Origin of the sequence: Jiangella ureilytica (assembly GCF_004348545.1) — a bacterium.
GTDB lineage: Bacteria > Actinomycetota > Actinomycetes > Jiangellales > Jiangellaceae > Jiangella > Jiangella ureilytica.
The window spans coordinates 179,346-204,322 of sequence record NZ_SMKL01000001.1 but is presented as its reverse complement, the minus strand read 5'-3'; the positions used below and the strand labels follow the sequence as shown (position 1 = coordinate 204,322).

The 24,977-nt window shown below is 72.6% G+C and carries 21 protein-coding genes and 1 pseudogene; 6 read left to right on the top strand and 16 right to left on the bottom strand.

The features are described from left to right. From E1212_RS00995 to E1212_RS00980, 4 genes are all read right to left on the bottom strand, one after another. Positions 1–413 (bottom strand): VOC family protein (locus E1212_RS00995; protein ID WP_131977730.1); only part of this gene is annotated, 413 nt, incomplete at its 3' end. A 7-nt stretch (positions 414–420) separates the two neighbouring features. Continuing rightward, on the bottom strand, positions 421–1,914 hold the full coding sequence (miaB, locus tag E1212_RS00990; protein WP_131977727.1) for a tRNA (N6-isopentenyl adenosine(37)-C2)-methylthiotransferase MiaB: 1,494 nt from the start codon (positions 1,912–1,914) through the stop codon (positions 421–423). A 58-nt stretch (positions 1,915–1,972) separates the two neighbouring features. Then, positions 1,973–3,088, bottom strand: a complete 1,116-nt coding sequence (locus tag E1212_RS00985) for a M14 family zinc carboxypeptidase (RefSeq protein ID WP_131977724.1) — start codon at positions 3,086–3,088, stop codon at positions 1,973–1,975. Further along, positions 3,082–4,266, bottom strand: a complete 1,185-nt coding sequence (locus E1212_RS00980; RefSeq protein WP_131977721.1) for a hypothetical protein — start codon at positions 4,264–4,266, stop codon at positions 3,082–3,084. The genes E1212_RS00985 and E1212_RS00980 overlap by 7 nt, the downstream gene beginning before the upstream one ends. 357 nt (positions 4,267–4,623) lie before the next feature. Here E1212_RS00980 and E1212_RS00975 point away from each other — a divergent pair, with 357 nt between their 5' ends. From E1212_RS00975 to E1212_RS00960, 4 genes are all read left to right on the top strand, one after another. Then, positions 4,624–5,379: an amino acid ABC transporter ATP-binding protein gene (locus E1212_RS00975; protein WP_131977718.1), complete on the top strand. Its 756-nt coding sequence runs from the start codon at positions 4,624–4,626 to the stop codon at positions 5,377–5,379. Positions 5,380–5,410: 31 nt separating this feature from the next. After that, entirely contained in the window at positions 5,411–6,298 is an 888-nt protein-coding gene (locus E1212_RS00970; RefSeq protein ID WP_131977715.1) for a glutamate ABC transporter substrate-binding protein, read from the top strand. Positions 6,299–6,392: 94 nt separating this feature from the next. After that, positions 6,393–7,043 carry an amino acid ABC transporter permease gene (locus E1212_RS00965; RefSeq protein WP_131977712.1) on the top strand — a complete coding sequence of 217 codons (651 nt, stop codon included), beginning with the start codon at positions 6,393–6,395 and terminating at the stop codon, positions 7,041–7,043. Then, positions 7,040–7,924 (top strand): amino acid ABC transporter permease, encoded by an 885-nt coding sequence (locus tag E1212_RS00960; RefSeq protein WP_131977710.1) that lies wholly within the window; start codon positions 7,040–7,042, stop codon positions 7,922–7,924. The genes E1212_RS00965 and E1212_RS00960 overlap by 4 nt, the downstream gene beginning before the upstream one ends. A 177-nt stretch (positions 7,925–8,101) precedes the next feature. Here the strand turns inward: E1212_RS00960 and rny are convergent, their stop codons facing one another. The 8 genes from rny to E1212_RS00920 all read right to left on the bottom strand — a co-directional run bounded on the left by rny (position 8,102) and on the right by E1212_RS00920 (position 17,043). Continuing rightward, on the bottom strand, positions 8,102–9,736 hold the full coding sequence (gene rny / locus E1212_RS00955; RefSeq protein ID WP_131977707.1) for a ribonuclease Y: 1,635 nt from the start codon (positions 9,734–9,736) through the stop codon (positions 8,102–8,104). Between the two features lie 765 nt (positions 9,737–10,501). Further along, positions 10,502–10,993 carry a regulatory protein RecX gene (locus E1212_RS00950; protein ID WP_203416101.1) on the bottom strand — a complete coding sequence of 164 codons (492 nt, stop codon included), beginning with the start codon at positions 10,991–10,993 and terminating at the stop codon, positions 10,502–10,504. Between the two features lie 635 nt (positions 10,994–11,628). Beyond that, complete coding sequence (gene recA / locus E1212_RS00945; RefSeq protein ID WP_131977704.1) at positions 11,629–12,666, bottom strand: recombinase RecA; 1,038 nt, start codon at positions 12,664–12,666, stop codon at positions 11,629–11,631. Positions 12,667–12,820: 154 nt separating this feature from the next. Beyond that, the gene (locus tag E1212_RS00940; protein ID WP_131977701.1) at positions 12,821–14,116 is read right to left on the bottom strand and encodes an MFS transporter; all 1,296 of its coding nucleotides are present in this window, start codon (positions 14,114–14,116) and stop codon (positions 12,821–12,823) included. Continuing rightward, entirely contained in the window at positions 14,113–14,922 is an 810-nt protein-coding gene (locus E1212_RS00935; protein ID WP_131977698.1) for an ABC transporter permease, read from the bottom strand. Before E1212_RS00935 ends, E1212_RS00940 begins: the two co-directional genes overlap by 4 nt. After that, positions 14,919–15,731 (bottom strand): ABC transporter permease, encoded by an 813-nt coding sequence (locus E1212_RS00930; RefSeq protein ID WP_420814344.1) that lies wholly within the window; start codon positions 15,729–15,731, stop codon positions 14,919–14,921. Before E1212_RS00930 ends, E1212_RS00935 begins: the two co-directional genes overlap by 4 nt. Next, positions 15,731–16,645 carry an ABC transporter ATP-binding protein gene (locus E1212_RS00925; protein WP_131977789.1) on the bottom strand — a complete coding sequence of 305 codons (915 nt, stop codon included), beginning with the start codon at positions 16,643–16,645 and terminating at the stop codon, positions 15,731–15,733. Before E1212_RS00925 ends, E1212_RS00930 begins: the two co-directional genes overlap by 1 nt. 203 nt (positions 16,646–16,848) lie before the next feature. Then, the gene (locus E1212_RS00920; protein ID WP_131977695.1) at positions 16,849–17,043 is read right to left on the bottom strand and encodes a DUF3046 domain-containing protein; all 195 of its coding nucleotides are present in this window, start codon (positions 17,041–17,043) and stop codon (positions 16,849–16,851) included. Between the two features lie 65 nt (positions 17,044–17,108). Here E1212_RS00920 and E1212_RS00915 point away from each other — a divergent pair, with 65 nt between their 5' ends. Then, complete coding sequence (locus tag E1212_RS00915) at positions 17,109–21,740, top strand: ATP-dependent helicase (RefSeq protein ID WP_131977692.1); 4,632 nt, start codon at positions 17,109–17,111, stop codon at positions 21,738–21,740. Between the two features lie 646 nt (positions 21,741–22,386). Beyond that, positions 22,387–22,830, top strand: a complete 444-nt coding sequence (locus tag E1212_RS00910) for a GNAT family N-acetyltransferase (protein WP_203416099.1) — start codon at positions 22,387–22,389, stop codon at positions 22,828–22,830. A 12-nt stretch (positions 22,831–22,842) separates the two neighbouring features. On the opposite strand, the gene E1212_RS00905 is transcribed toward E1212_RS00910, so the two are convergent. The 4 genes and pseudogenes from E1212_RS00905 to pgsA form a co-directional block, all read right to left on the bottom strand. Further along, a complete protein-coding gene (locus E1212_RS00905) occupies positions 22,843–23,313 on the bottom strand; it encodes a flavin reductase family protein (RefSeq protein WP_131977689.1) in 471 nt (156 codons plus the stop codon). A 98-nt stretch (positions 23,314–23,411) separates the two neighbouring features. Further along, a pseudogene (locus E1212_RS00900) lies at positions 23,412–23,681 on the bottom strand (helix-turn-helix domain-containing protein); the annotation flags it as partial. A gap of 171 nt (positions 23,682–23,852) precedes the next feature. Beyond that, entirely contained in the window at positions 23,853–24,350 is a 498-nt protein-coding gene (locus tag E1212_RS00895) for a CinA family protein (protein WP_131977683.1), read from the bottom strand. Next, positions 24,347–24,922, bottom strand: a complete 576-nt coding sequence (pgsA, locus tag E1212_RS00890; RefSeq protein WP_131977680.1) for a CDP-diacylglycerol--glycerol-3-phosphate 3-phosphatidyltransferase — start codon at positions 24,920–24,922, stop codon at positions 24,347–24,349. The genes E1212_RS00895 and pgsA overlap by 4 nt, the downstream gene beginning before the upstream one ends. Positions 24,923–24,977 lie beyond the last annotated feature (55 nt).

The window sequence follows — 24,977 nt, the reverse complement described above, 5'->3', positions numbered from 1 at the left end:
GGCGGGGGCGCGGGCGCCGGGGTCACGCCGGTCACACGGCCGTCGGCGTCGGTGCGGTAGCGGCCGCGGGACAGGTCGATGAGCACCAGCGCGTTGCCGAACACATCCTCGACGACGGCGACCCGGCCCACCGGGACGTCGGCCGGCGGCGAGACCACCCGCCCGCCGGCCGCCACGACCCGGGCCACCGCGGGCTCCACCGCGTCGACCAGCCAGGCCGGCCCGGGCGGCACGTCGGTCGCCAGCACGAGTTCGCTCTCGCCGCCGGGCAGCCGCAGCCCGGCCTGGCCGATGGCGTCGTGCCGCCAGAGCAGCTCGTGACCCAGCCGGTCGCGGTAGAACGCCAGCCCGGCATCGAGGTCGGGTACCCGCACGACGACGGCGTCGACGGCGCGCAGCACCGGCGCGGACACGCCGGCCCTACGCGTGACCGCAGGCGGGAGCGGCGTCGGCGACCGGCAGCGGCGCCGAGGCACCCACCGTCGGCATGCCCAGCAGCACCCCAGGAGCGGCCGCGGCCGGCGCCGTCGTCGCCCGCTCGTAAGCGTCGCCGGCGCGGGTGCGCCGCAGCGCCCAGGTGGGGCCGTCGGCGACGAGGTGGTGCGGCGCGGCGTAGCTGACCTGCACGGTCACCATGTCGCCCGGCCGGGGACGCTCGGCGCCGGGCGGTACGGAGAAGTGCACGAGGCGGTTGTCGCGGGCCCGGCCGGACAGCCGGTGCGTCGCGCCGTCCTTGCGGCCCTCGCCGTCGGCGACCAGCACCTCGACGTCGCGGCCGACGAAGGCGCGGGACTCGTTCCAGGCGACCTCCTCGACCAGCGAGGCGAGCCGCTGGTAGCGCTCGCGCACGACGTCGGGCGGCACCTGGTCGTCCATGGTGGCGGCCGGCGTGCCGGGGCGCTTGGAGTACTGGAACGTGAACGCCGACGCGAACCGGGCCTCGCGGACGACGTGCAGCGTCTCCTCGAAGTCGGCCTCGGTCTCGCCCGGGAAGCCGACGATGATGTCGGTGGTGATGGCGGCGTGCGGCATGGCCTCGCGCACCTTCGACACGATGCCGAGGTAGCGCTCCTGCCGGTACGAGCGGCGCATGGCTCGCAGCACGCGGTCGGACCCGGACTGCAGCGGCATGTGCAGCTGCGGCATCACCGCCGGCGTCTCGGCCATGGCCGTGATGACGTCGTCGGTGAAGTCGCGCGGGTGCGGGCTGGTGAACCGAACCCGCTCGAGGCCGTCGACGGCACCGACGGTGCGCAACAGCTTGCCGAACGCGTACCGGTCGCCGAACTCGACGCCGTAGGCGTTGACGTTCTGCCCCAGCAGCGTGACCTCGATGACGCCCTCGGCGACCAGCGCCTGCACCTCGGCCAGCACGTCGCCCGGACGGCGGTCGCGCTCGCGCCCGCGCAGCGCCGGCACGATGCAGAACGTGCAGGTGTTGTTGCAGCCCACGCTGATGGCGACCCAGGCGGCGTACGGGCTCTCGCGCCGCGACGGGAGGTCGGACGGGAACGTCTCGAGCGCCTCGACGATCTCGACCTGTGCCTCCTGCTCGACGCGTGCGCGGTCGAGCAGCGCCGGGAGCGAGCCGACGTTGTGCGTGCCGAACACGACGTCGACCCAGGGTGCCCGGCGGGTGATCTCGGACCGGTCCTTCTGTGCCAGGCAGCCGCCGACGGCGATCTGCATGCCGTTGCGGCCGGCCTTGACCGACGCCAGGTGACCGAGGTTGCCGTACAGCTTGTTGTCGGCGTTCTCGCGGACGGCGCAGGTGTTGAGGACGACGACGTCGGCCGTCGCTCCGTCACCCGCGCGCGTGTAGCCCGCGTCCTCCAGCAGCCCGGAGAGCCGCTCGGAGTCGTGGACGTTCATCTGGCACCCGTAGGTGCGGACCTCGTACGTGCGCGCGTTCATGTCGCCCACCAGGATAAGCGCTCGCCCCGACAACCTCGCCGGGGCGAGCGCCGTCTCGCTACCTGACCCGGACGGTGAACCGCTTGGCGTTCTCCACCTGGCCCTTGACGTCGACGGAGATCCACCGGAACGTCGTGGTCGCGCCGACCTCGATCACCTCGCCGGGCTCGCGCATGTTGGCGGCCTCGTACACGGGTGAGTCCGTCGTCGGCGTGCTGCCGTCGGTCGTGTAGTGGATCGACGCCGGCTCGCTCGGCTCGAACGTCACGTGCACCGCTCCGTCGGCCTGGCGCTCCTGGACCAGCCGCGTCGTCGCCGGGTGCTGGTCCTGGCCGTACGCCATGGCGATCTCGAACATCTCGACCACGCCGCTCGCGTACTCCTGGTACTGCAGGTCGGCCTCGGGCCACGGCGGGATGAAGCCGCCGCCGGAGTCGAACTCACCGGTCTCGGGGTTCCACTGCACGCCGCCGATCTCCCAGCCGAAGGCGTAGATGCCGAAGTTGAAGTACAGGTCCTCGCGGACGTTGCCGGCCGACGAGTACAGCACGTCCGACGAGCCGCCCACGTTGCCCGGCTGGACGACGGTGTCGCGCAGCCCCTTGACGTTGGAGAGGATCTCCTCGGCCATCTCCCAGTAGTAGGTCTCGTCGCGCAGCGGCGGGCGCGGCGTGGTGATGCGGCCGTCGGCGATGTACGCGCCCGGCTGCCAGAACAGCTGCCCGCCGGAGCTGTGCACCGTCATGAAGAACTTGAGGTTGGGATGGGTGTCGGCCAGCCAGACGATGTTCTGCGCCTCCGGCTCGGACAGCTTGCCCGGGCCCATGAACGTGTCGCTGGTGCAGATGAACGAGCCGCCGGCGTAGCCGTCGATCGCCGAGCCGACCCGGTAGTTGCGGTTGAGGTCGACGCCCCAGTTCCCGCGCGCCGTCACGTCGGCCGACCCCGTCAGCGGGCAGTGGTTGGTCATGGTGCGCCGCTGGCCGGTGCGGTCGAAGAAGTTGTAGTGGCCGCCGTCCGGGTTGTTCGGCGGGACGATGAGGATGTCGACGTTCTGCAGGATCCGCCGCGTCGTCGGGTCGTTGTCGCGGTTGGCCAGCAGCCGCTCGGCCGCCTCGAGCGCCACCAGCGGCGTCACCCGCTCGCGGGCGTGGTCCTGGGCGATGATCAGCACGCCCGGACGGCTGCCGTCGCGGTGGTTGCCGATGCGCAGCGCCCGGATCGGGACGGGTCGCGCGAGATCTCCGCCGGCGCGGCCAGGTGGTCGCTGAGCAGCGTCGGCGGGGCGGCCGCCACCACGCCGGCGCCGGGGTTGCCGCGGTACGTGTACGCCTTCACGAGCGAGCCGGCCTCGGCGTTCAGCGCGCCGACCACCTGCGCGGCGGTGCTGGTGACGACGCCGGACGCGTCGGTCGCGAGGTGCACGGTGACGGCGTCGCCGTCGACGGTGACGTCCAGCGCGCTGCTCGCGACGCCCGGGTCGCGCAGCTCGACGGAGATGTCGTTGCCGCCCTCGTGGCCCCAGGCCAGCGAGTCGACTCCGACCCGGCTGTCGTCGGCCGTCCCGAACAGCGCCTGCGCCAGCCGCCGGTAGCCGTTGGTCCGGTTCGGCAGCTCGATGACCTCGGTGACGTCGGGGTGCTCCTCGTGCAGCCGCTCGAGCCGCTCGTAGACCTGCGTCGGGTTCAGGTAGCCGTCGATGAACCCGTACTCGTACCCGGCCCGGTCGATGTCGGTGTCGGTCGGGTGGAGCCAGTCGGTCACCTCGGCCGTCGACGCGCCGCCCAGCGAGCTGGTGACGGTGATCGCGTCGGGCCGCGGGCCGTCGACGCGGGTCAGCACCCGGTGGTATAGGTACTCGCCGGAGTCGACGTACGGCTCGATCTCGACCGACCCGCCGTCCCAGCTCAGCGTCAGTGCGGCGGCGTCGAGCGCGTCGGACTTCACCTCGACCGAGAGGAAGCCCTGGCCCTTGGTCGTGAACCAGTCGACCCGCCCGATGACGACGGTGTCAGCCGCGGCCGCCGCCGTGGTCGCGCGGGCGGCGGGTGCCGACGGCGTCGCCTGCGGTGTCGCCGGGGTCACCCGCGTGGTCGCCCGGCCGGCCACCGCGGCGCCGTAGCCGCCCAGCCCGGCCAGCTGCTCCTCCGTGACGAGCGCGTCGATCAGGATGCCGTCGGGCAGCCGCTGGAACTCGCCGGTGAAGTCGTAGCCGGCGTCCTGCATCGCGTACAGGGCCGCGCTGTCGGGCAGCAGCAGCCGCACCACCTGCTCGGCTGGCAGCGGGTGCTCCTGCCGGATCGGGCCGGCGGCCGGCGCCGGGTCGCTGGCCTGCGCGGACAGCCCGGCCACGGTGAGGTCGGCCGTCGCGGCCAGGACGAGGGCGAGGCGGTCGTTCGCAGGGGCATGACCACGAGAACCTCCGCGGATGAAACCGCCATGTCACCAGCCGCCCCCGTGCATTTCGTCCGGTGTGTGCCGAATGATCGCACAGTGCGGTGTGACAGTGCATGACTGCGCCCACACAGCGGACCACGCCTAGCGCCCGACGCCGGCGTTGTCGGTTTGTTACCAACCAGTGACCGCAACCGCAGCTCAAAGGGCATGACAGGCGGTCGTCTCCCCCATACCGTTGACGCTTGTCCCGGGATCGTCGTGAAGGTGGTGGTGTGAGTCCATGAGCCGGAACCGCAGCCGAGGCGTCGCCCGATGAGCGTCGAGGCGGCCGGCGCCCCTCTCGTCGAGCTGCGCGACGTCAACAAGCACTTCGGCGAGCTGCATGTCCTCCGCGACATCAACCTGAGCGTCACCCGCGGCGAGGTGGTCGTCGTCATCGGGCCGTCCGGGTCGGGCAAGTCGACGCTCTGCCGGACCATCAACCGCCTCGAGACCATCGACTCCGGCACCATCACGCTCGACGGCCAGCCGCTGCCCGAGGAGGGCAAGGCGCTGGCGCGGCTGCGCGCCGACGTCGGCATGGTCTTCCAGGCGTTCAACCTGTTCGCGCACAAGACGGTGCTGCAGAACGTCACCCTCGGCCCCATCAAGGCCAAGGGACTGAAGAAGTCCGAAGCCGACAAGGCGGCCATGGAGCTGCTCGACCGCGTCGGCGTCGCCGACCAGGCCGGCAAGCTCCCCGCCCAGCTGTCCGGCGGCCAGCAGCAGCGGGTCGCCATCGCCCGCGCACTGGCCATGCAACCGAAGGTCATGCTGTTCGACGAGCCCACCTCGGCGCTCGACCCCGAGATGATCAACGAGGTGCTGGACGTCATGACCGGCCTGGCCCGCGACGGCATGACGATGATCGTCATCACCCATGAGATGGGATTCGCGCGGCGGGCGGCCAATCGCGTCATCTTCATGGACGCCGGCAGCATCGTCGAAGAGGCCACTCCTGAGGAGTTCTTCACGAACGCGCAGAGCGACCGGGCACGAGACTTCCTCAGCAAGATCCTGACTCACTGAGACGTCGAAAGTAACCAGAGGAGAGCACGTCATGCGTACCCGATCCACCTTGCGGCGCTACAGCGCCCTCACGGCCGCCGCCCTCGCGGCGGCCCTCGTCCTCACCGCGTGTGGCGACGACGACGGCGGCGACGCCACCACCGAGCCGACGGCCGACGCCGCCGACTTCCCCGAGGGCAGCACGATGGCGGAGCTGGCCGAGGCGGGCAGCATCACCGTCGGCACCAAGTTCGACCAGCCGCTGTTCGGCCTGGTCGGTCCCGACGGCACGCCCGTCGGCTTCGACGTCGAGATCGCCAAGATCATCGCCGGCGAGCTGGGCATCTCCGAGGACAACATCGAGTGGGTCGAGACCGTGTCGGCCAACCGCGAGTCGTTCATCCAGGACGGCCGGGTCGACATCGTCGTGGCCACCTACACGATCAACGACGAGCGCAAGGAGCTGGTCGACTTCGCCGGCCCGTACTTCGAGGCCGGCCAGACGATCATGGTGCTCGAGGAGAACAGCGACATCAACGGCCCGGACGACCTCGCCGGCCGGCGGGTCTGCTCGGTCGAGGGCTCCACACCGGCCGAGAACATCCGCACCAACTACCCCGAGGCCGAGCTGTTCCCCACCGGCGCCTACTCGGACTGCCTCGAGCCACTGCGCAACGGCCAGGTCGACGCCGTCACCACTGACAACGTCATCCTGTCCGGTTTCGTCGACCAGAACCCCGGCGAGTTCAAGCTGGTCGGTGAGCCGTTCACCCAGGAGCCTTACGGCATCGGCCTGATGCACGGCGACACCGAGTTCCGCAACTGGATCAACGACGTCCTCGAGGCCTCCTACGACGACGGCCGCTGGGAAGAGGCGTGGGCGGAGACCGCCGGCGCCGTGCTCGATACCCCCGAGCCGCCCGCCGTCGACCGCTACTGACCGATCGCCCACGGGGTGGGCCGGCCGCTGCGGCGGCGGCCCACCCCGATGCACTACGTGTGTCCGGCCGCACGGTTCTGGAAGGGGCTGCCCGATGGACGCCGTCATCGACGAGCTTCCGCTCTACTGGGAGGGGTTCCGCACCACTCTCTCGCTCACCCTGCTCTCCGCCGTGATCGCGCTCGTCCTGGGAACCATCCTGGGCTCCTTCCGGGTCTCGCCCGTTCCCACGTTGCGCTGGTTCGGCACCGCCTACGTCGAGCTGGTGCGGAACACGCCGCTGACCCTGGTCTTCATCTTCTTCGTCTTCGTCGCACCACAGCTGGGCTGGACCCCCAGCGACTTCTTCGCTCCCGCCGTCGTCGCGCTCTCGGTGTACACCGCCGCGTTCGTCTGCGAAGCGATCCGGTCCGGCATCAACAGCGTCGGCGTGGGCCAGGCCGAGGCGTCCCGGGCCATCGGGCTCACGTTCCCCCAGACGCTGCGGCTCATCGTCCTGCCGCAGGCCTTCCGCACCGTCATACCACCATTGATCAACATCTTCATCGCGCTGACCAAGAACAGCTCCGTGGCCGGCGGCTTCTTCGTGGCCGAACTGTTCGGCGTCGGCAAGCAGCTGACCAATGCGCACCCGGGTGACGTCATCGCGGTCCTGCTGGGCGTCGCGGTCTGCTACCTGGTCATCACGATCCCGGCCGGCCTGCTTGCCGGATACGTCGAGCGCAAGGTGGTGTTCGCCCGATGAGCTCGATCCTCTACGACGCCGCCGGGCCGCGGACCCGGCGCCGAACGCTCGCGTGGTCGATCGTCGGCGCCCTCTTCGTCCTCGCCCTGCTGTTCCTGGCCTACCGCCAGCTCGACGAGCACGGCCAGTGGGAAACCGAGCGCTGGCAGGTCTTCTGGGATCCGCCGATGGGGCAAAGCGCGGAGGACGTCTGGCGGTCGCTGCTGGTCACCGGGCTCGGTGCCACACTGCGAGCGGCCGGAGTCGCCGCCGTGATCGCCCTGGTCGGGGGGCTCGTCCTGGCCGTAGCCCGGATGTCCGGGACGAGGCTCGTGCGCGTGCCCGTGACCACAGTCGTCGAGTTCTTCCGCGGCCTGCCGGTCGTGCTGCTGATGTTCTTCGGGGTCTTCGCGCTGGAGCTGTCGTTCTTCTGGGGCGTCGTCTTCGGCCTGGTCATCTACAACAGCGCGATCTTCGCCGAGATCCTCCGCGCCGGCATCATGTCCCTGCCGAAGGGGCAGGCGGAGGCCGCCTACGCCGTCGGCCTCACCCGCTGGCAGACACTGTTCAGCATCCTGCTCCCCCAGGCCGTCCGCCGGATGCTGCCGTCGCTGGTCAGCCAGCTCGTCGTGCTGCTCAAGGACACCTCGCTCGGCTTCATCATCGCCTACTCCGAACTGCTGCGGCAGCTGCAGACCAACACACAGTTCTTCGGCCAGCGGTACTGGTTCCAGTTCTTCGTGGTCGGTGCCGCCATCTACATCGCCGTCAACTTCACACTGTCGCGACTGGCCGTCTACCTGGAGCGGCGCGGCACGACGAAGGCCGCCGGCGGCGTGGCCAAGGCCGCGGAGCCCGTCGGCGGGAAGGTCGGCGGCGGCGAGGCCGGGTCGTCCGTCTGACCCAGGGGTGTCTGACGGATCGTGGTGGATGCGGGCGGCGGCGTCCAGGGGCCGGTCCAGCACGACACCGCTCTGTCGCCGCCGACTGGCGTCAGACCATGCGGGTCGGCTGCGCGCCTCCGGTCGGTTCGGCGGACGTCGATCCGAGCCGCCCGCCGAAGACCCGTCGGACAGTCCCTAGCGGGCGAACTCCGTCGAGCGCGACTCGCGGACGACGGTGATGCGGATCTGGCCGGGGTAGGTCAGCTCCTCCTCGACCTGCTTGGCGATGTCGCGGGCCAGCACCTGCGCCTGGATGTCGTCGACGACGTCGGGCAGGACCATGACCCGGACCTCGCGGCCGGCCTGCATGGCGAAGACCTTCTCGACGCCGTCGTGGCTCATCGAGATCTCCTCGAGCCGCTCCAGCCGCTTGACGTACGCCTCGAGCGACTCGCGGCGCGCGCCCGGCCGGCCGCCGGAGATGGCGTCGGCGGCCTGGGTGAGGACGGCCTCGACGGTGCGCAGCTCGACCTCGTTGTGGTGCGCCTCGATGGCATGCACGACGTCGTCGTTCTCGCCGTAGCGGCGGGCGATCTCGGCACCGATGAGCGCGTGGCTGCCGTCGACCTCGTGGGTGAGCGCCTTGCCTATGTCGTGCAGCAGCGCACACCGCTTGTTCAGCTTGATGTCGAGGCCGAGCTCGCCGGCCATCATGCCGGCCAGGTGCGCGGACTCGATGAGGTGCTTGAGCACGTTCTGCCCGTACGACGTGCGGTAGCGCAGCCGGCCGAGCAGCGCCACGAGGTCGGGGTGCATGTCGGTGATGCCCATCTCGACGAGGGCGTCCTCGCCGGCGCGCACGCACAGCGCCTCGACCTCGGCCTTGCTCTTCTCGTACTGCTCCTCGATGCGGTGCGGGTGGATGCGCCCGTCGAGCACCAGTTCCTCGAGCGTGAGCCGGGCGACCTCGCGGCGCACCGGGTCGAAGCAGGACAGCAGCACCGCCTCGGGGGTGTCGTCGATGATGAGGTTGACGCCGGTGACCTGCTCGAACGCGCGGATGTTGCGGCCCTCGCGGCCGATGATGCGGCCCTTCATCTCGTCGCCCGGCAGGTGCAGCACTGACACCACCGACTCCGCCGTCTGCTCCGACGCGAGCCGCTGGATGGCCAGCGTGATGATCTCGCGTGCGCGGGCCTGGCCGTTCTCGTTGGCTTCCTTCTCGATGTCGCGGACCCGCACGACGGCCGCCCGCTTCGCGTCGTCCTCGACGGCGGCGACCAGCTCGGCCTTCGCCTGCTCGGCGGTCAGGTTGGCGGTTCGCTCGAGGACGGCGCGCCGCTCGGCCTCGAGGGCCTCGAGCTCCGCGGTGCGGGTGGCCAGCGCGGCGGCCTGCGCCTCGACCTCTCGCAGCCGCGCCTCGAGCGACTCGGTGTCGGCGGTGACGCGCTCTTCGCGCTCGGTGAGCCGCTGCTCGCGGCGGTCGAGGTCGGTGCGCTGCTCACGCAGCTCGGCACTCGCCTCGTCGGCGCGCTCGCGGGCCTTCTCGGCTTCGGCAGCGGCGCGGGACTTCGCTTCGGCGGCCTCGGCGGCGGCCTTCGCGCGCAGCTCCTCGGCCTCGCGACGGGCAGCCGACCGCACGTCGTCGGCCTCGGCCTGGGCGGCCGAGCGCAGCCGCACGGAGTCGGCCTCGACCTGGGCGAACAGCTCAGCGGAGTTGGCGCGGGCGCCCTCGACGCCGCGCAGCCGGCTGAACAAGAAGAACAGCGCCACTGCCAGCAGCGCCACGACAACCAGTCCGACCAGCAGAATTGCCGTTCCGGTGTCCATCGGCGGGCTCCCTCACATATCGCGGACTGCGCAGGCAGACCGGCTGCTGGCGGGAACCGCACCACGACCGCACCCGCACCGCGGACGATGCGAGTCTCGAACCACCGACGTGCCCCATCAGTGCTGCGGCACGCACACCTCGACGAGCCGCTTCGGCCTGCCCTGCGCGGGCCTCGACGGAACTGTGGTGTTGAGCCTTGCCGTGTTCACTATGTCCGATCCGCGGTCGCGGAGTTGTTCTCCACCTTTGGAGTTGAGGTTACGTAAGGGTGTACAGCCGGTCAAGCAGCGGGAACGCGCGCCGCGTCGCCGATTGCGAGGTTGGCCTGCAGCGTTCGGCGCACCGGCCGAGGTTCGCCTGGACTGGCCAGGTGGCCGGGGCTCCCCATCCGCCTGCTGCCCGTTCTCTTGGCCGCGCACGCGCGCCTCGGTCCGACCGACAGATCGCCTCGCGCCGGAGGGACCGCTCGGCCCGCACGCACCCGGCCCCAAGAGCGGGCAGTCATCAGGAGGACGGGGAGAACCGAGCTGGGCGTCTCGCGGAACGCTGGACCAGGACGTGACACCTGACCAGGACGCTGACGCCGGGGCCGTCGCCAGCCTCCCCCGTCCCCGACAGCTGCCCGTTCTCAGGCCCCGGACGGGCGGGTCACGCGGACCCGTCGGCGCGAAGCGCCTCTCCGGTCCGCTCGAGCCGATCGTTCGGGGCCGAGAGAACGGGCAGCAGGAGGACGGGCCAACCCAACCCAACCCGTGAACCCGAACTCAGTCCGCGAGGAAGTCCTCGGGGAGGTCTATGCCGTCGACGCCGTCGGACTCGAGGGCTTCGCGGACGACGCGGAAGGACAGGCCGGGCGGGTAGCCCTTGCGCGCGAGCATGCCGGTGAGCCGGCGGGTGCGGGCGACGGGGTCGAGGCGGCGGGTGCCGGCGAGCCGCTGCTGGACCAGTGCGCGGGCGGTCCGCTCCTCCTGCTCGGGGTCGACGGTCTCGACGGCCTCGGCGGCGACCGTGGGCTCGACGCCGCGTTTGCGCAGCTCGTAGCCAAGGGCGCGGCGGGCCAGGCCGCGGCCGGCGTGGCGGGACTCGACCCAGGCCCGGGCGTATGCGGCGTCGTCGACCAGGCCGACGTCGGCGAAGCGGTCGAGGACGCCCTCGCGGACCTCTTCGGGGATGCCCTTGCGGGCCATCGCCGCGTCGAGCTGGGCGCGGGTCTGCGGCGCGACCGAGAGCCGGTTCAGCGCGACCGTCCGCGCCACCGACTCCGGGTCCGCGTCCGGATCGAGCTCGCGGGCGTCGCCGGCACGCCTGCCGCCGGCGCGTTGTCCGCCGACTCGGCGCCCACCGGTCCGGGACCGGCTCGCGCGCGACCCGGGGCGGAACGCGCCCGCATCGGATTCGCCCGCGTCGGGATCGGGCTCGCGGGCCTCCCCGACTCGCCGCCCACCGGTCCGGGACCGGCTCGCGCGCGACCCGGCGCGGAACGCGCCCGCATCGGATTCGCCCGCGTCGGGATCGGGCTCGCGCGCCTCCCGGGACCGGCTCGCGCGCGACCCGGCGCGGAACTCATCCGCATCGAATTCGCCCGCGTCGGATTCGCCCGCGTCGGGATCGGGCTCGCGCGCCTCCCGGGACCGGCTCGCGCGCGACCTGGTGCGGAACGCGCCCGCATCGGAATCGCCCGCGTCGGGATCGGGCTCGCGCGCCTCCCCGACTCGCCGCCCACCGGTCCGGGACCGTCTCACGCGTGCTCCGGTCCCGGACTCGGAGGCGCCCGGACGGGGTTCGCCGGTCCCGGACTCGTCCAAACCGAGTTCGCCGGGCCCGTGGTCGTCGGGGGTGTCCGGGCGGCCGCGTCGCGACCGCCCGGCGTTGCTGCTCACCGCCGGCTCCCTCAGAAGTCGACCGGGGCCTCTTCGGTGGCGACGTCGACCTTCGGGCCGACGCCGAGCTTCTCTTTGATCTTCTTCTCGATCTCGTCGGCGAGGTCGGGGTTGTCCTTGAGGAAGTTGCGGGCGTTCTCCTTGCCCTGCCCCAGCTGGTCGCCCTCGTAGGTGTACCAGGCACCGGACTTGCGCACGATGCTCTGCTCGACGCCGAGGTCGATGAGGCCGCCCTCGCGGCTGATGCCCTCGCCGTAGATGATGTCGAACTCGGCCTGCTTGAACGGCGGGGCGACCTTGTTCTTGACCACCTTGACGCGGGTGCGGTTGCCGACTGCGTCGGTGCCGTCCTTGAGCGTCTCGATGCGGCGGACGTCGAGGCGGACGGAGGCGTAGAACTTCAGCGCCTTGCCGCCGGTGGTGGTCTCGGGCGAGCCGAAGAACACGCCGATCTTCTCGCGCAGCTGGTTGATGAAGATGGCGGTGGTCTTGGACTGGCTCAGTGCACCGGCGATCTTGCGCAGCGCCTGGCTCATGAGCCGGGCCTGCAGGCCGACGTGGCTGTCGCCCATCTCGCCCTCGATCTCGGCCTTGGGCACCAGCGCCGCCACCGAGTCGATGACGATGATGTCGAGCGCGCCGGAGCGGATGAGGGTGTCGGCGATCTCGAGCGCCTGCTCACCGGTGTCGGGCTGGGAGACGAGCAGGGAGTCGGTGTCGACCCCCAGCGCCTTCGCGTAGTCGGGGTCGAGCGCGTGCTCGGCGTCGATGAAGCCGGCGACGCCGCCGGCGCGCTGGGCGTTGGCCACCGCGTGCAGCGCGACGGTGGTCTTGCCGGAGGACTCGGGGCCGTAGATCTCGATCACCCGGCCGCGCGGCAGCCCGCCGATGCCGAGCGCGACGTCGAGGGAGATGGCTCCGGTGGGGATCACCTCGATGGGGACCCGGGCCTCCTCACCCAGGCGCATCACCGAGCCCTTGCCGAACGAGCGCTCGATCTGCGCGAGCGCGGCCTCGAGCGCTTTGTCGCGGTCCGAGGAAACAGCCATGGGCACCACCTGGGGTCGACGGGCCGGCGCGCGGCCCTGCGTTTTCTTGGTCATCGCCGGAGACGTTACGCGGTGGCACCGACAAGATCGGGAACGAACTCCCGAGATTGTGGACAACCGCGCCAACCGGACTCCGGTGTGGACAGAGTCGACTCTATGCCGAACGGGTGTTCGAGAGCGAGCGACACGCCGGGATCAGCATGGCGACGGCCGGAGCGGCCAGCAGGACGGCCGCCGAGGCGTTCAGCACCCCGTACCCGAACGAGCCCACCACGACCCCGGCCAGCGCTCCCCCACCGGCCGCGGCCAGCCCCATGAGCAGGTCGGACGCGCCCTGCACGGCCGGACGGTCGTCGGGCCCGACGGCGTCGGTGAGCAGCGTCGAACCCGCCACCATGCACGCCGACCAGCCCAGCCCGAGCAGGAAGAGTCCCGCCGTCAGCCCCGGCGAGTGGCCCTCGTGGGCCGTACCGGCCAGCGCGACGGAGACCAGCAGGATCAGCACGCCGCCGAGGATGACGGGCACCCGCCCGACGCGGTCGACGAGCCAGCCCATGACCGGGGACAGCGCGTACATGCCGGCCACGTGGACGCTGATGACGAAGCCGATGATCGAGATCGAGGCGCCGCCGTGCGTCATGTGCACCGGCGTCATGACCATGACGGTCACCATGACGGTGTGCCCGACGACGACGGAGAGCAGCCCCAGCACCGCGGGCGGGCTGGCGGAGATGGCCGACCACCCGGCCCGCAGCACACCCCGCCGGCGCACGGGTGCGACGCCGGACCCGCCGCCGAGCCGCCGGGCCGTCAGCAGCGGATCGGGGCGCAGCCCGGCCAGGATGACCAGTGCGCCCAGTCCGAGTACCACGGCCCCGACGAGGAACGGCCCGGCCAGCGGCTCGATGCCCAAGGCGTCGGCGACGTCGCCCGCGGGCCCGGCGAGGTTGGGCCCGGCCACAGCGCCCACGGTCGTCGACCAGACGACGACGGAGAGCGCGCGGCCCCGGCTGCTCGCCGGCGCGAGATCGGTGGCGGCGTAGCGGGCCTGCAGGCCGGCCGTCGACCCGCCGCCCAGCAGTGCCGTTCCCACCAGCAGCAGTGGGAAGAGCTGCAGCTGCGTCGCCACGACCGCGATGAGCGCACCGACGGCGCCCAGCCCGTACGCCAGGCCGAGCCCGATGCGCCGGCCGTGCGACACCGCGAGCGACGCGGCCGGCATGGCCAGCAGCGCGGAGCCGAGCACCTGCGCGCTCTGCACCAGGCCGGAGAGCTCCTCGCGCTCGAACACATCGGTGACGACGACGGCGCCGACGGCGATGGCCGCGGACACACCGAGGCCGCCCGCGACCTGGCTGGCGACCAGCGTGCGGACCGAGTGCCGCTGGATCGCGGCGGCCTCGAGCCGTGCCTCGTCCGGCCCGGACCCGTCCGTCTCTGCCGCCGTCACCGGAGCAACAGCCGTTCGATGCGGCGGGCCGCGAACAGCAGGCCCAGAACGCCCATCACCGACAAATACGCCACGTGCGCCAGGATGCCCCACGACACGTCGCCGAGCATCAGGTCCCTCATCATCGCGACCCCGTGGTAGAGCGGTGTCGCCTGGACCAGCCACCGGACCGACTCGTCGTACGTCGACAACGGGTAGAACGTGGCCGAGAACAGGAACATCGGCAGCAGGGCCAACTGGATGTAGTCGAAGTCCTGCCAGCTGCGCAGATACGTGGTGACCGTCATGCCGACGGCGGCGAAGGCCAGTCCGATGAGACTCGCCGCCGGCAGCGCCAGCACCGCCCACCACGAGTGCACGACGCCCGCGGCCGCGGCGACCGCCAGGAACGTCGTCGAGTACAGCAGCCCCCGCAGCAGCGCCCAGGTGATCTCGCCGACGGCGACGTCGCGCGGGCCGAGCGGCGTGGCCAGCACGGAGTCGTACAGCTTGGCGTACTTGAGCTTGAAGAACAGGTTGAACGTGGAGTCGAAGACGGCGCCGTTCATGGCCGCGGCCGCCATCATGGCCGGCGCGACGTAGGCGGCGTACTCGACCGTGCGCCCGCCGCCGGCATCGATGTCGCCGATGAGGGCGCCCAGCCCCACACCGAGCGAGAACAGGTAGAACAGCGGCTCGAACAGCCCGCTGACCAGCGTGACCCAGCCGTGCCGGAACGCGCGGGCGTTGCGCTCGACCAGCGTGCGCGCCAGCCCCGCGCCGGCCGGGACGGGCAACGCGCGGGCGATCGTGCCGACGGCGCTCACGTGACCAGCCGCTTCCGGAAGCTCGCGAACGCCAGCCACAGGCCGCCGGCCGCCCACAGTGTCAGGTACGCCACGTGCCCGAGCGAGCCGGCCGCCGTCGCCGTGCCCATGACCAGGCCCCGGCACAGCTCGACGCCGTGCCAGAGCGGTGTGACGCGGGCGATCGCCTCGAGCACGCCGGGCAGCTGCTCGACCGGGAAGAACGTGCCGGAGAACAGGAACATCGGCATGACGATGAAGCGGAACAGCACGTTGAAGCCGCTGTCGTCGTGCTGCCGGGCCGCGAACGCGAACACCGGCGTGGTGAATGCCAGCCCGGTCAGGATCGCCGCGGGGACGGCGAGCAGCACCCACCAGGACGTGATGGCGCCCAGCACGGCGGCGACGACGGCGAACGCCGCACTGGTGATGGCGACGCGCATGGCGACGAACGCGACGTGGCCGAGGACGATGTCGGCGATGCCCAGCGGCGCGGCGAGCATGGCGTGGTACTGCCGCTGCCACTTCAGCGCGCCCATGACCGGGAACGTCGACTCGCCGACGGCGGTCTGCATGGCCTGGGCGGCGAGGATGCCGGGTGCGATGAAGCGCACGTAGTCGACCCCGCCCAGGCCGCCGCCGACGCCGTCGTCGACCAGAGCACCGAGCCCGAAACCCATGGCGACCAGGAAGAACAACGGGCCGAGGAAGCCGCTGATGAGGGTGCCGCGCCAGACCCGGCGATAGTTGGTGAGCCAGAACGAGAACGCACGGCCGGCCATGCGCCCCTCGCGTGGTTGCGCCGCCGCAGTCGTCGTCACCGTCGCCATCAGTCGACCAGGGTTCGGCCGGTGAGATGCAGGAACACGTCCTCGAGCGTGGAGCGGCGGGCCAGCACCGACAGCGGCTCGAGGCCGCGCCGCGCCACGGCGGCTGCGGTGGCGTCGCCGTCGTCGGTGTAGAGGAGCAGGCGGTCGGGCAGCACCTCGACGCGCTGGGCGAGGCCGGTGAGCTTGGTGGCGTAGGGCGCGTGGTCGTCGGCGGCGAAGCGCAGCTCGAGCACTTCGCGGGTGGAGTGCAGCGCGATGAGCTCGCGCGGCGACCCCTCGGCGACGATGCGCCCGCCGTCCATGACGACGAGGCGGTCGCACAGCTGCTCGGCCTCGTCCATGTAGTGGGTGGTGAGCACCAGGGTGACGCCGGAGCGTTTGAGCCGGAACAGCCGGTCCCAGAGCACGTGCCGGGCCTGCGGGTCGAGGCCGGTGGTGGGCTCGTCGAGGAGCAGCAGCTCGGGGTCGTTGACCAGCGAGCGGGCGATGGTGAGCCGCCGCTTCATGCCGCCCGACAACGGTTCGACGACGCTGTTGGCCCGCTCGGTGAGCTGCGCGAACTCGAGCAGCTCGTCGGCCTTCGCGCGCACGTGCGCGCGCGACAGACCGAAGTAGCGGCCGTACACGAGGAGGTTCTCGCGCACCGTCAGCTCCTCGTCGAGCGTGTCGCGCTGCGGCACCACCCCCAGGCGCGCGCGGATGGCCGGCCCGTCCTTCGCCGGGTCGAGCCCGAGGATGCGCAGGCTGCCGTCGGTGGGCGGCGACACGCAGCCGATCATGCGCATGGTCGACGACTTGCCGGCGCCGTTGGGCCCCAGGAACCCGAACGCCTCGCCCCGCCGCACCTCGACGTCGATGGCGTCGACCGCGGTGAACCCGCCGAACCGCTTCGTGAGCCGGTGGGCACTGATCATGGGTGGGTCGCCGGGGTGTTCTGCCACAAACCCGGACGCTACCCCGCCGGTCCGACAGCGGGCATCCGAGTTTCGCCCGGACGCGCCTCTCAGCCGGCCCGCCGCCGACGCGGGCGGTGCGACCGGCCGTCAGCACCAGCGCGACGACGCGGCCACCGCGAGGAGCACGTGCCGGGCCGTCACTCGGTCGGCCCTGCCGGGTCTCAGCGGTCGCTGGGCGGGAGGCGCAGGGCGTCGGCGACGGCGCGCCAGACGACCTTGGTGTCCTCGCCGGCCGCGAGAGCCTGGTGGACGGTGCGCCCGCCGAGCCCGTCGATGACGTAGTCGCGCGCCCACGAGTCCGCATAGCCGGCGCCCAGATGGTGTTCCATCCGCTCCCAGAAGTCCGTCAACCGCACGGCGCAAGCCTATGCCGAACGGCGAACACGCCGACCTTGTCGGTGGGTCGGGCGATGATGGGTGGATGGCAGACGTCCTCGAACTGTTCGGCCCGGCCACGCGTGCGTGGTTCGCCGGGTCGTTCGCCGCGCCCACGGCGGCGCAGGAGGGCGCCTGGCGTTCGGTCGCCGCCGCCAACAACGCCCTGGTCGTGGCGCCGACGGGGTCGGGCAAGACGCTGGCGGCGTTCCTGTGGGCGCTCGACCGGCTGGCCTCGGAGCCCGTGCCCGACGACCCCACCCATCGCTGTCGGGTCCTCTACGTCTCTCCGCTCAAGGCGCTCACGGTCGACGTCGAGCGGAACCTGCGGGCGCCGCTGGCCGGCATCGGGCACGCCGCCGCCCGGCTCGGCCTGGCGGCACCCGACATCACGGTCGGCATCCGCTCCGGCGACACCCCCGCCGACGAGCGACGGCGGTTCACCCGGCACCCGCCCGACATCCTCATCACCACGCCCGAGTCGCTGTTCCTGCTGCTCACGTCGCAGGCCCGCGAGTCGCTCCGGCACGTCGAGACGGTCATCGTCGACGAGGTGCACGCGGTCGCCGGCAGCAAGCGCGGCGCCCACCTGTCCCTGTCGCTCGAGCGGCTCGACTCTCTGCTCGAGAAGCCGGCGCAGCGCATCGGGCTGTCGGCGACGGTCCGCCCCATCGACGAGGTGGCCCGTTTCCTCGGCGGCAGCCGCCCGGTCGAGATCGTCACCCCGCCCAGCGAGAAGCGGTGGGACCTCCGCGTCGTCGTCCCGGTCCCCGACCTCGACGAGCTCGACGCCGTCGCGCCGCCGGTACCGGCTCCGGTCGGGTTCGACGAGGACGGCGACGGCGGCACCGCGTCCATCTGGCCACACGTCGAGCAGCGGGTCGTCGATCTCGTCGAGCAGCACTCGTCGACCATCGTGTTCGCCAACTCGCGGCGGCTGGCCGAGCGGCTGACGGCCCGGCTGAACGAGATCGCGGCCGAGCGCGACGACGAGCGCTCAGCCGAGGAGAAGCCGACGACGAACCACCCGCCGCCCGCCTCGCTCATGGCGCAGGCCGGCAGCACCCACGGCGGCACCGCCACCATCGCGCGCGCCCACCACGGCTCGGTCAGCAAGGAGCAGCGGGCGCTCATCGAGGACGACCTCAAGTCCGGCCGGCTGCCCGCCGTCGTCGCCACCAGCAGCCTCGAGCTGGGCATCGACATGGGCGCGGTCGACCTCGTGGTCCAGGTCGAGTCGCCGCCGTCGGTGGCCAGCGGGCTGCAGCGGGTCGGCCGGGCCGGGCACCAGGTCGGCGCGGTCTCCAGCGGCGTGCTGTTCCCGAAGTACCGCGGCGACCTCGTCCAGACCGCCGTCGTCGCCGAGCGCATGGTCAGCGGGCAGATCGAGGAGATGGCAGTCCCCCGCAACCCGCTCGACGTGCTCGCCCAGCAGATCGTGGCCATGGTCGCCATGGAGGACTGGACGGTCGACGACCTCCTGGCGCTGGTCCGCCGCGCGCACCCGTTCGCCACGCTGCCGCAGTCGTCCTATGACGCCGTCCTCGACATGCTGGCCGGCCGCTACCCGTCCGACGAGTTCGCCGAGCTGCGCCCGCGGCTGGTCTGGGACCGCGCCGCCGGCGTGCTCAAGGGCCGTCCCGGCGCCCAGCGACTCGCCGTCACCAGCGGCGGCACCATCCCCGACCGCGGGCTGTTCGGTGTCTTCCTGGTCGGCTCCGATCCCCGCCGCGGCGGCGCCCGCGTGGGCGAGCTGGACGAGGAGATGGTGTACGAGTCGCGGGTCGGCGACGTGTTCGCGCTGGGCGCCACCAGCTGGCGCATCGAGGACATCACCCACGACCGCGTCATGGTCTCCCCCGCCCCCGGCCACCCGGGCAAGCTGCCGTTCTGGCACGGCGACACACTGGGCCGCCCGGCCGAGCTGGGCGCCGCCGTCGGCGCGTTCGTCCGCGAGATCAACAAGTTGCCCGAGGACAAGGCCCGCGAGCGGGCGGCGAGCGCCGGGCTCGACGAGTGGGCGGTCGACAACCTCCTCGACTACGTCCGCGATCAGCGCGAAGCCACCGGGCACGTCCCCGACGACCGCACGCTGGTGGTCGAGCGGTTCCGCGACGAGCTCGGCGACTGGCGGCTGATCCTGCACTCGCCCTACGGCGCCCGCGTGCACGCGCCGTGGGCGCTGGCCATCGGCGCCCGGCTGCGCGAGCGCTACGGCGTCGACGTGCAGGCCGCCCACGCCGACGACGGCATCGTGCTGCGCATCCCCGACACCATGGACGGCGTCGGGTTCGGCCTCGACGGTGCCGGCGACGGCGTCGGGCCCGGCTCCGAGGCGCCCGACGCCCGGCTGGTCGTGCTCGACCCCGACGAGCTGGACGAGATCGTCACCGGCGAGGTCGGCGGCTCGGCGCTGTTCGCGTCGCGGTTCCGCGAGTGCGCGGCGCGGGCGCTGCTCCTGCCGCGCCGCTCCCCCGGCCGTCGCTCGCCGCTCTGGCAGCAGCGGCAGCGCTCGGCCCAGTTGCTGCAGGTCGCGTCGAAGTACGGCTCGTTCCCCATGCTGCTCGAGACCATGCGCGAGTGCCTGCAGGACGTCTATGACCTCGACGGCCTGCGCGACCTCATGCGCCGGGTCGCCGGGCGGCAGGTCAAGGTGGTCGAGGTCGAGACCCCCACGCCGTCGCCGTTCGCGCGGTCGCTCCTGTTCGGCTATGTCGCGGCGTTCATGTACGAAGGCGACTCCCCGCTGGCCGAACGGCGGGCACAGGCGCTGACGCTCGACTCCGCCCTGCTGGCCGAGCTGCTCGGGCAGACGGAGCTGCGCGAACTGCTCGACCTCGAGGTGGTCGAGCGCACCGAGGCCGAGCTGCAGCGGCTGGTCCCGGAGCGGAAGGCGCAGCACCTCGAGGGCGTCGCCGACCTGCTGCGGCTGCTCGGCCCGCTGACGACGGCCGAGGTGGCGGCCCGGTCGACGGAGCCGGCTGACGCCGCGGGGCACCTCGACGAGCTGGTCCGGCAGCGGCGGGTCATCCAGGTCCGCATCGCCGGGCAGGAGCTCTGGGCCGCCGTCGAGGACGCCGCCCGGCTGCGCGACGCCCTCGGCGTGGCGCTGCCCGGCGGGGTGCACGACGCGTTCACCACGCCGGTGCCCGACCCGCTCGGCGACATCGTGGCCCGCTACGCCCGCACCCACGGCCCGTTCCACGCCGCCGACGTCGCGACCCGGTTCGGACTGGGTGTCGCCGTCGTGGTCCAGACGCTGCGGCGGCTCTCCGCCGAGGGGCGGGTCGTCGAGGGCGAGCTGAGGCCCGGCAGCACGGGCACCGAGTGGTGCGACGCCGAGGTGCTGCGGCTGCTGCGCCGCCGGTCGCTGGCGGCGCTGCGCAAAGAGGCCGAGCCGGTCGACGCCGCGACGCTGGGGCGGTTCCTGCCGGCCTGGCAGTCGGTGGGCAGCTCGCTGCGCGGCCCCGACGGCGTGCTGCGGGTGGTCGAGCAGCTGGGCGGGGCGGCGGTCCCGGCCAGTGCGCTCGAGTCTCTGGTGCTGCCGGTCCGGGTCGCCGGGTACACGCCGGCCTGGCTCGACGAGCTCACCACGGCCGGCGACGTGGTGTGGTCCGGGCACGGGACGCTGCCCGGGTCCGACGGCTGGGTGTCGCTGCACCTCGCCGACACCGCGCACCTGACCCTGCCCGACATCGACCCCGCTGACGCCGAGGGCCCCGTGCACGCCGCGGTGCTCGAGACGCTGGCCGGCGGCGGGGCCTACTTCTTCCGGCAGCTCAGCGACGCGGTGGGTCCGCGGCTGGACACCTCGCCCGACGATCCGACGCTGACGACGGCGCTGTGGGATCTCGTGTGGGCAGGGCTGGTCACCAACGACACGCTGTCCCCGCTGCGCTCGCTGCTCGGCGGCCGGCCGGCGCACCGGTCCCGGCCGTCGCGGCCTCGGTCGCGGTACGCGCGCGGCCGCCCCGCCATGCCGTCGCGCACCGGCCCTCCGACCGCCGCGGGCCGCTGGTCGCTGCTGCCCGACCGCGACACCGACACCACGCGCCGGGCGCACGCGGCCGCCGAGGCGCTGCTCGACCGGCACGGCGTCGTCACCCGCGGCGCGGTGCAGGCGGAGCGGCTGCCGGGCGGATTCGCGGCGGCCTACCGGGTGCTGTCGGCGTTCGAGGACACCGGCCGGGCCCGCCGCGGCTACTTCGTGGCCGGCCTGGGCGCGGCGCAGTTCGGCACGCCCGGCGCGGTCGACCGGCTCCGCTCCTTCTCCCAGCTCGACGGCGATCGCCCGGCCAGCGCGCTGGTGCTCGCCGCCACCGATCCCGCCAACCCGTACGGCGCCGCCCTCCCCTGGCCCGAACGGGGCGAACGCGGCGACTCCGGGTCGGCCGGGCACCGGCCGGGCCGCAAGGCCGGCGCACTGGTCGTGCTCATCGACGGCGCGCTCGAGCTGTACGTCGAGCGGGGCGGGCGCACGCTGTTGTCATGGACCGACGAGCCCGAGAAGCTGCGCGCGGCCGCCGACGCCCTGGCGCTGTCGGTGCGAGAGGGCGCTCTCGGTGCGCTGCGGGTCGAACGCGCCGACGGCGAGCAGGTCACCACCACGCCACTCGGCGAGGCCCTCACCGCCGCCGGCTTCCACGTGACGCCCCGAGGGCTGCGCCTGCGCGCCTGACGCGAGAGGGATCGAGCGGCGACGGCCGCGGCCGAGGCGCCGACAGCCGGCCGGCTCGAGAACCCGCCAACCGGCACCCGCCGACGCCACCCACCGACGCCGCCGCGAGGCTACGCCCTGCCCGCCTGACGCGAGAGGGATCGAGCGGCGACGAGCGCGGCCGAGGCGCCGACGGCCGTCCGGCTCGAGAACCCGCCGACCGGCACCCACCGACCCCGCCGCGAGGCTACGCCCTGCCCGCCTGACGCGAGAAGGATCGAGCGGCGACGGCCGCGGCCGAGGCGCCGACGGCCGACCGGCTCGAGAACCCGCCGACAGCACCCACCGACCCCGCCGCGAGGCTACGCCCTGCCCACCTGACGCGAGAAGGATCGAGCGGCAACGGCCGCGGCCGAGGCGCCGATGGCCGACCGGCTCGAGAACCCGCCGACCGGCACCCGCCCACGCGACTCAGGTGTGAAGCCTCCGCACCCACGTTGATCTTGGAGAAGGGGCGGGATTCATCGGACATGTCGGGCAGGACATCCGCGCTTTCTCCAAGATCAACGCGGACGGCCGGGGCGGACGGCACGGGCGGCCGGGAAGGCGAGTCCGGCGCGCGGACCGGGTACGGCGCTGCTGACGTGCGGCGTCGTAGCCTGGCCTGGTGATTCTCGCGACGCACGCCGGCTACGAGGTGGACGACGACCCGGCCCGGCTCGATATCGATGTCATCACCGAGTTCCTGCTGACCACCTACTGGAGCAAGCACCGTCGGCGCGAGACGATCGAGCGCGCCGTCGACCGGTCGTTCGGTGTCGGGCTGTATGCGCCCGACGGCGACCAGGTCGGGTTCGCCCGGGTGGTGGGCGACGCCACGACGTTCGCGTGGCTGGCCGACGTGTTCGTGCTGCCGGAGCACCGCGGCCAGGGCCTGGCCCGGATCCTCGTGACCGCCGTCCTCGAGCACCCGGAACACGCCGGCGTCGAACGCTGGATGCTGGCCACGCTCGACGCGCACGGGGTGTACGCGCCGCTCGGCTTCGGGCCCATCGAGGTGCTCGACCGGTTCATGATCCGATCGGGCCCGACCGCACCGGTGATCAGATAGCCCCGCCCGGCATCAGGTGATCTCAGGACCCGGCTCGTAGTACCGGCGGTCGACGTGGACGAGGGGCAGCACGCCCGTCACGTCCTGCGCGACCGAGACCACCCGGCCCAGCGCGATGGTGTGGTCGCCGGCATCGACCAGTGAGTGCGGCACGCATTCGACGGCGGCGGCCGCGCCGGTGAAGACCAGCTCGCCGCGGGCCGCGCGCCGGGTGGGCCAGGGCGAGAAGTCGTCGCGAGCGCCGGGATGGCGCTCGCGGGCGGCGTAGTGGGACAGCTCCAGTTGATCGGTGGCGAGGAAGGACAGCGACCAGCCGTCGGCGACGAAGAGCGCGTCGTGGATGAAGCCGTCCTTCGTCACGCAGGCCAGCACCAGCGGCGGTTCCAACGACACCGACGACACGGCCGTGACGGTGAGGCCGCAGTCGCGCCCGACGGGGTCGAGCACCGTGAGCAACGCCACACCGCCCGCCAGCCGGGCCATGGCGTCGCGGAACTCCGGTGCAGGCTCCCGCCGGGACGTGGACTCCGGCAGCAGCGTCAGCCGACCCTGACGACGTCGCGTGGCCGGGCGGACTCGCGAGGACGCAGCTCGGTGAGCGCACCCACCGCCGCCGCCTCGACGCGCATCATCTCGTCGCTGACCTCGCGCAGCACCTCGGACATCGGCAGGTCGAGTGCCTCGCAGATGGCTGCGAGCAGCTCAGACGAGGCTTCCTTGCGGCCACGCTCGACCTCGGAGAGGTACCCGAGACTCACGCGCGCCGTTGCCGAGATCTCGCGAAGGGTGCGGCCCTGCTCGATCCGGCGACGCCTCAAGACATCGCCGACGAGCCGTCTGATGAGAACCATCGGCTACCCCTCTCGCGATTCGTCTCGACTGTGCTTGAGTCCACCGTACCTTCTGATTCGTACGTTTGCGTTTCCAGCCTCGCCGGGAAAGACGGGGTGCACAGAAGAATTCATCTCGGAGTATGGAACGTCTCGCCACGCCCGGAGATTCCCCGCCATCGAGTCCGCGTCTCAGACCTCGGACAGCAGTGCCAGGACCTCGGCGACCGTCGCCGCCCGCACGTCCTCGCGACCGCCCGGCAGCGCCGACGCACCCGTGAAGGACCGCACCCGCACACCGTCGGCCGTCGCCGCCGCCACGTGCACCGTGCCCGGCGGGTGGCCGTCCTGCGCGTCCGGCCCGGCCACGCCGGTGGTCGCCAGGCCGACGTCGGCCCCCAGCCGCTCCCGCACGCCGGACGCCATGGCCGCCGCGGTGGACGCCGCGACCGGCCCGTCCGATTCAAGCACCGCCTCCGGCACCCCGGCGAGAGCGGCCTTGAGGTCCGTCGCGTACACCACGACTCCCCCGCGCACGACGGCGGACGAGCCCGGCACCGACGTGAGGGCGGCGCAGACCAGGCCGCCGGTCAGCGACTCGGCGGCGGCCACCGTCCGCCCGTCCGCGATCAACCGGCGGACCACCGCGGCGACGACGGCGGCATCGGCCGGCGAGCCGGTCCGGCTCACGACGTCGCGTTGCGCCGCAGCCGGATGGCCGACAGCACGTAGTCGATGCCGGTGACGACGGTGACGATGACGGCGACCGCCATGACGGTGATCTCGACCGGGTCGAACCAGCCGGGCAGCGGCAGGATGTAGAGGCCGAGCGCCAGCGTCTGCAGCGCGGTCTTGAGCTTCCCGCCGCGGTTGGCGGCCATGACGCCGTAGCGGATGACGGCGAACCGCAGCGCCGTGATGCCCCACTCGCGAACCAGCACGACCGCCGTCACCCACCAGGGCAGCTCGCCGAGGATGGAGAGCCCGACGAACGCCATGCCGGTGAGCGCCTTGTCGGCGATCGGGTCGGCGATCTTGCCGAAGTCGGTGACCAGCCCGTGCCGGCGGGCGAGCGCGCCGTCGACCTGGTCGGTCAGCATGGCGACCCCGAACGCGACGAACGCGGCGATGCGGGACGGGTCGTCGTCACCGCCCTCGCGCAGCAGCAGCCAGCCGAACACCGGCACCAGGAACACGCGGGCGACGGTGAGCCCGTTCGCGATGTTCCACGGGCTGGGCGGGACGGTCGAGGGTTCGGCCACGGGGCAAGGCTAAGCCCCGCGGCCGACCGCGAGGTCCCGGGCTGCGGAGAGTCCC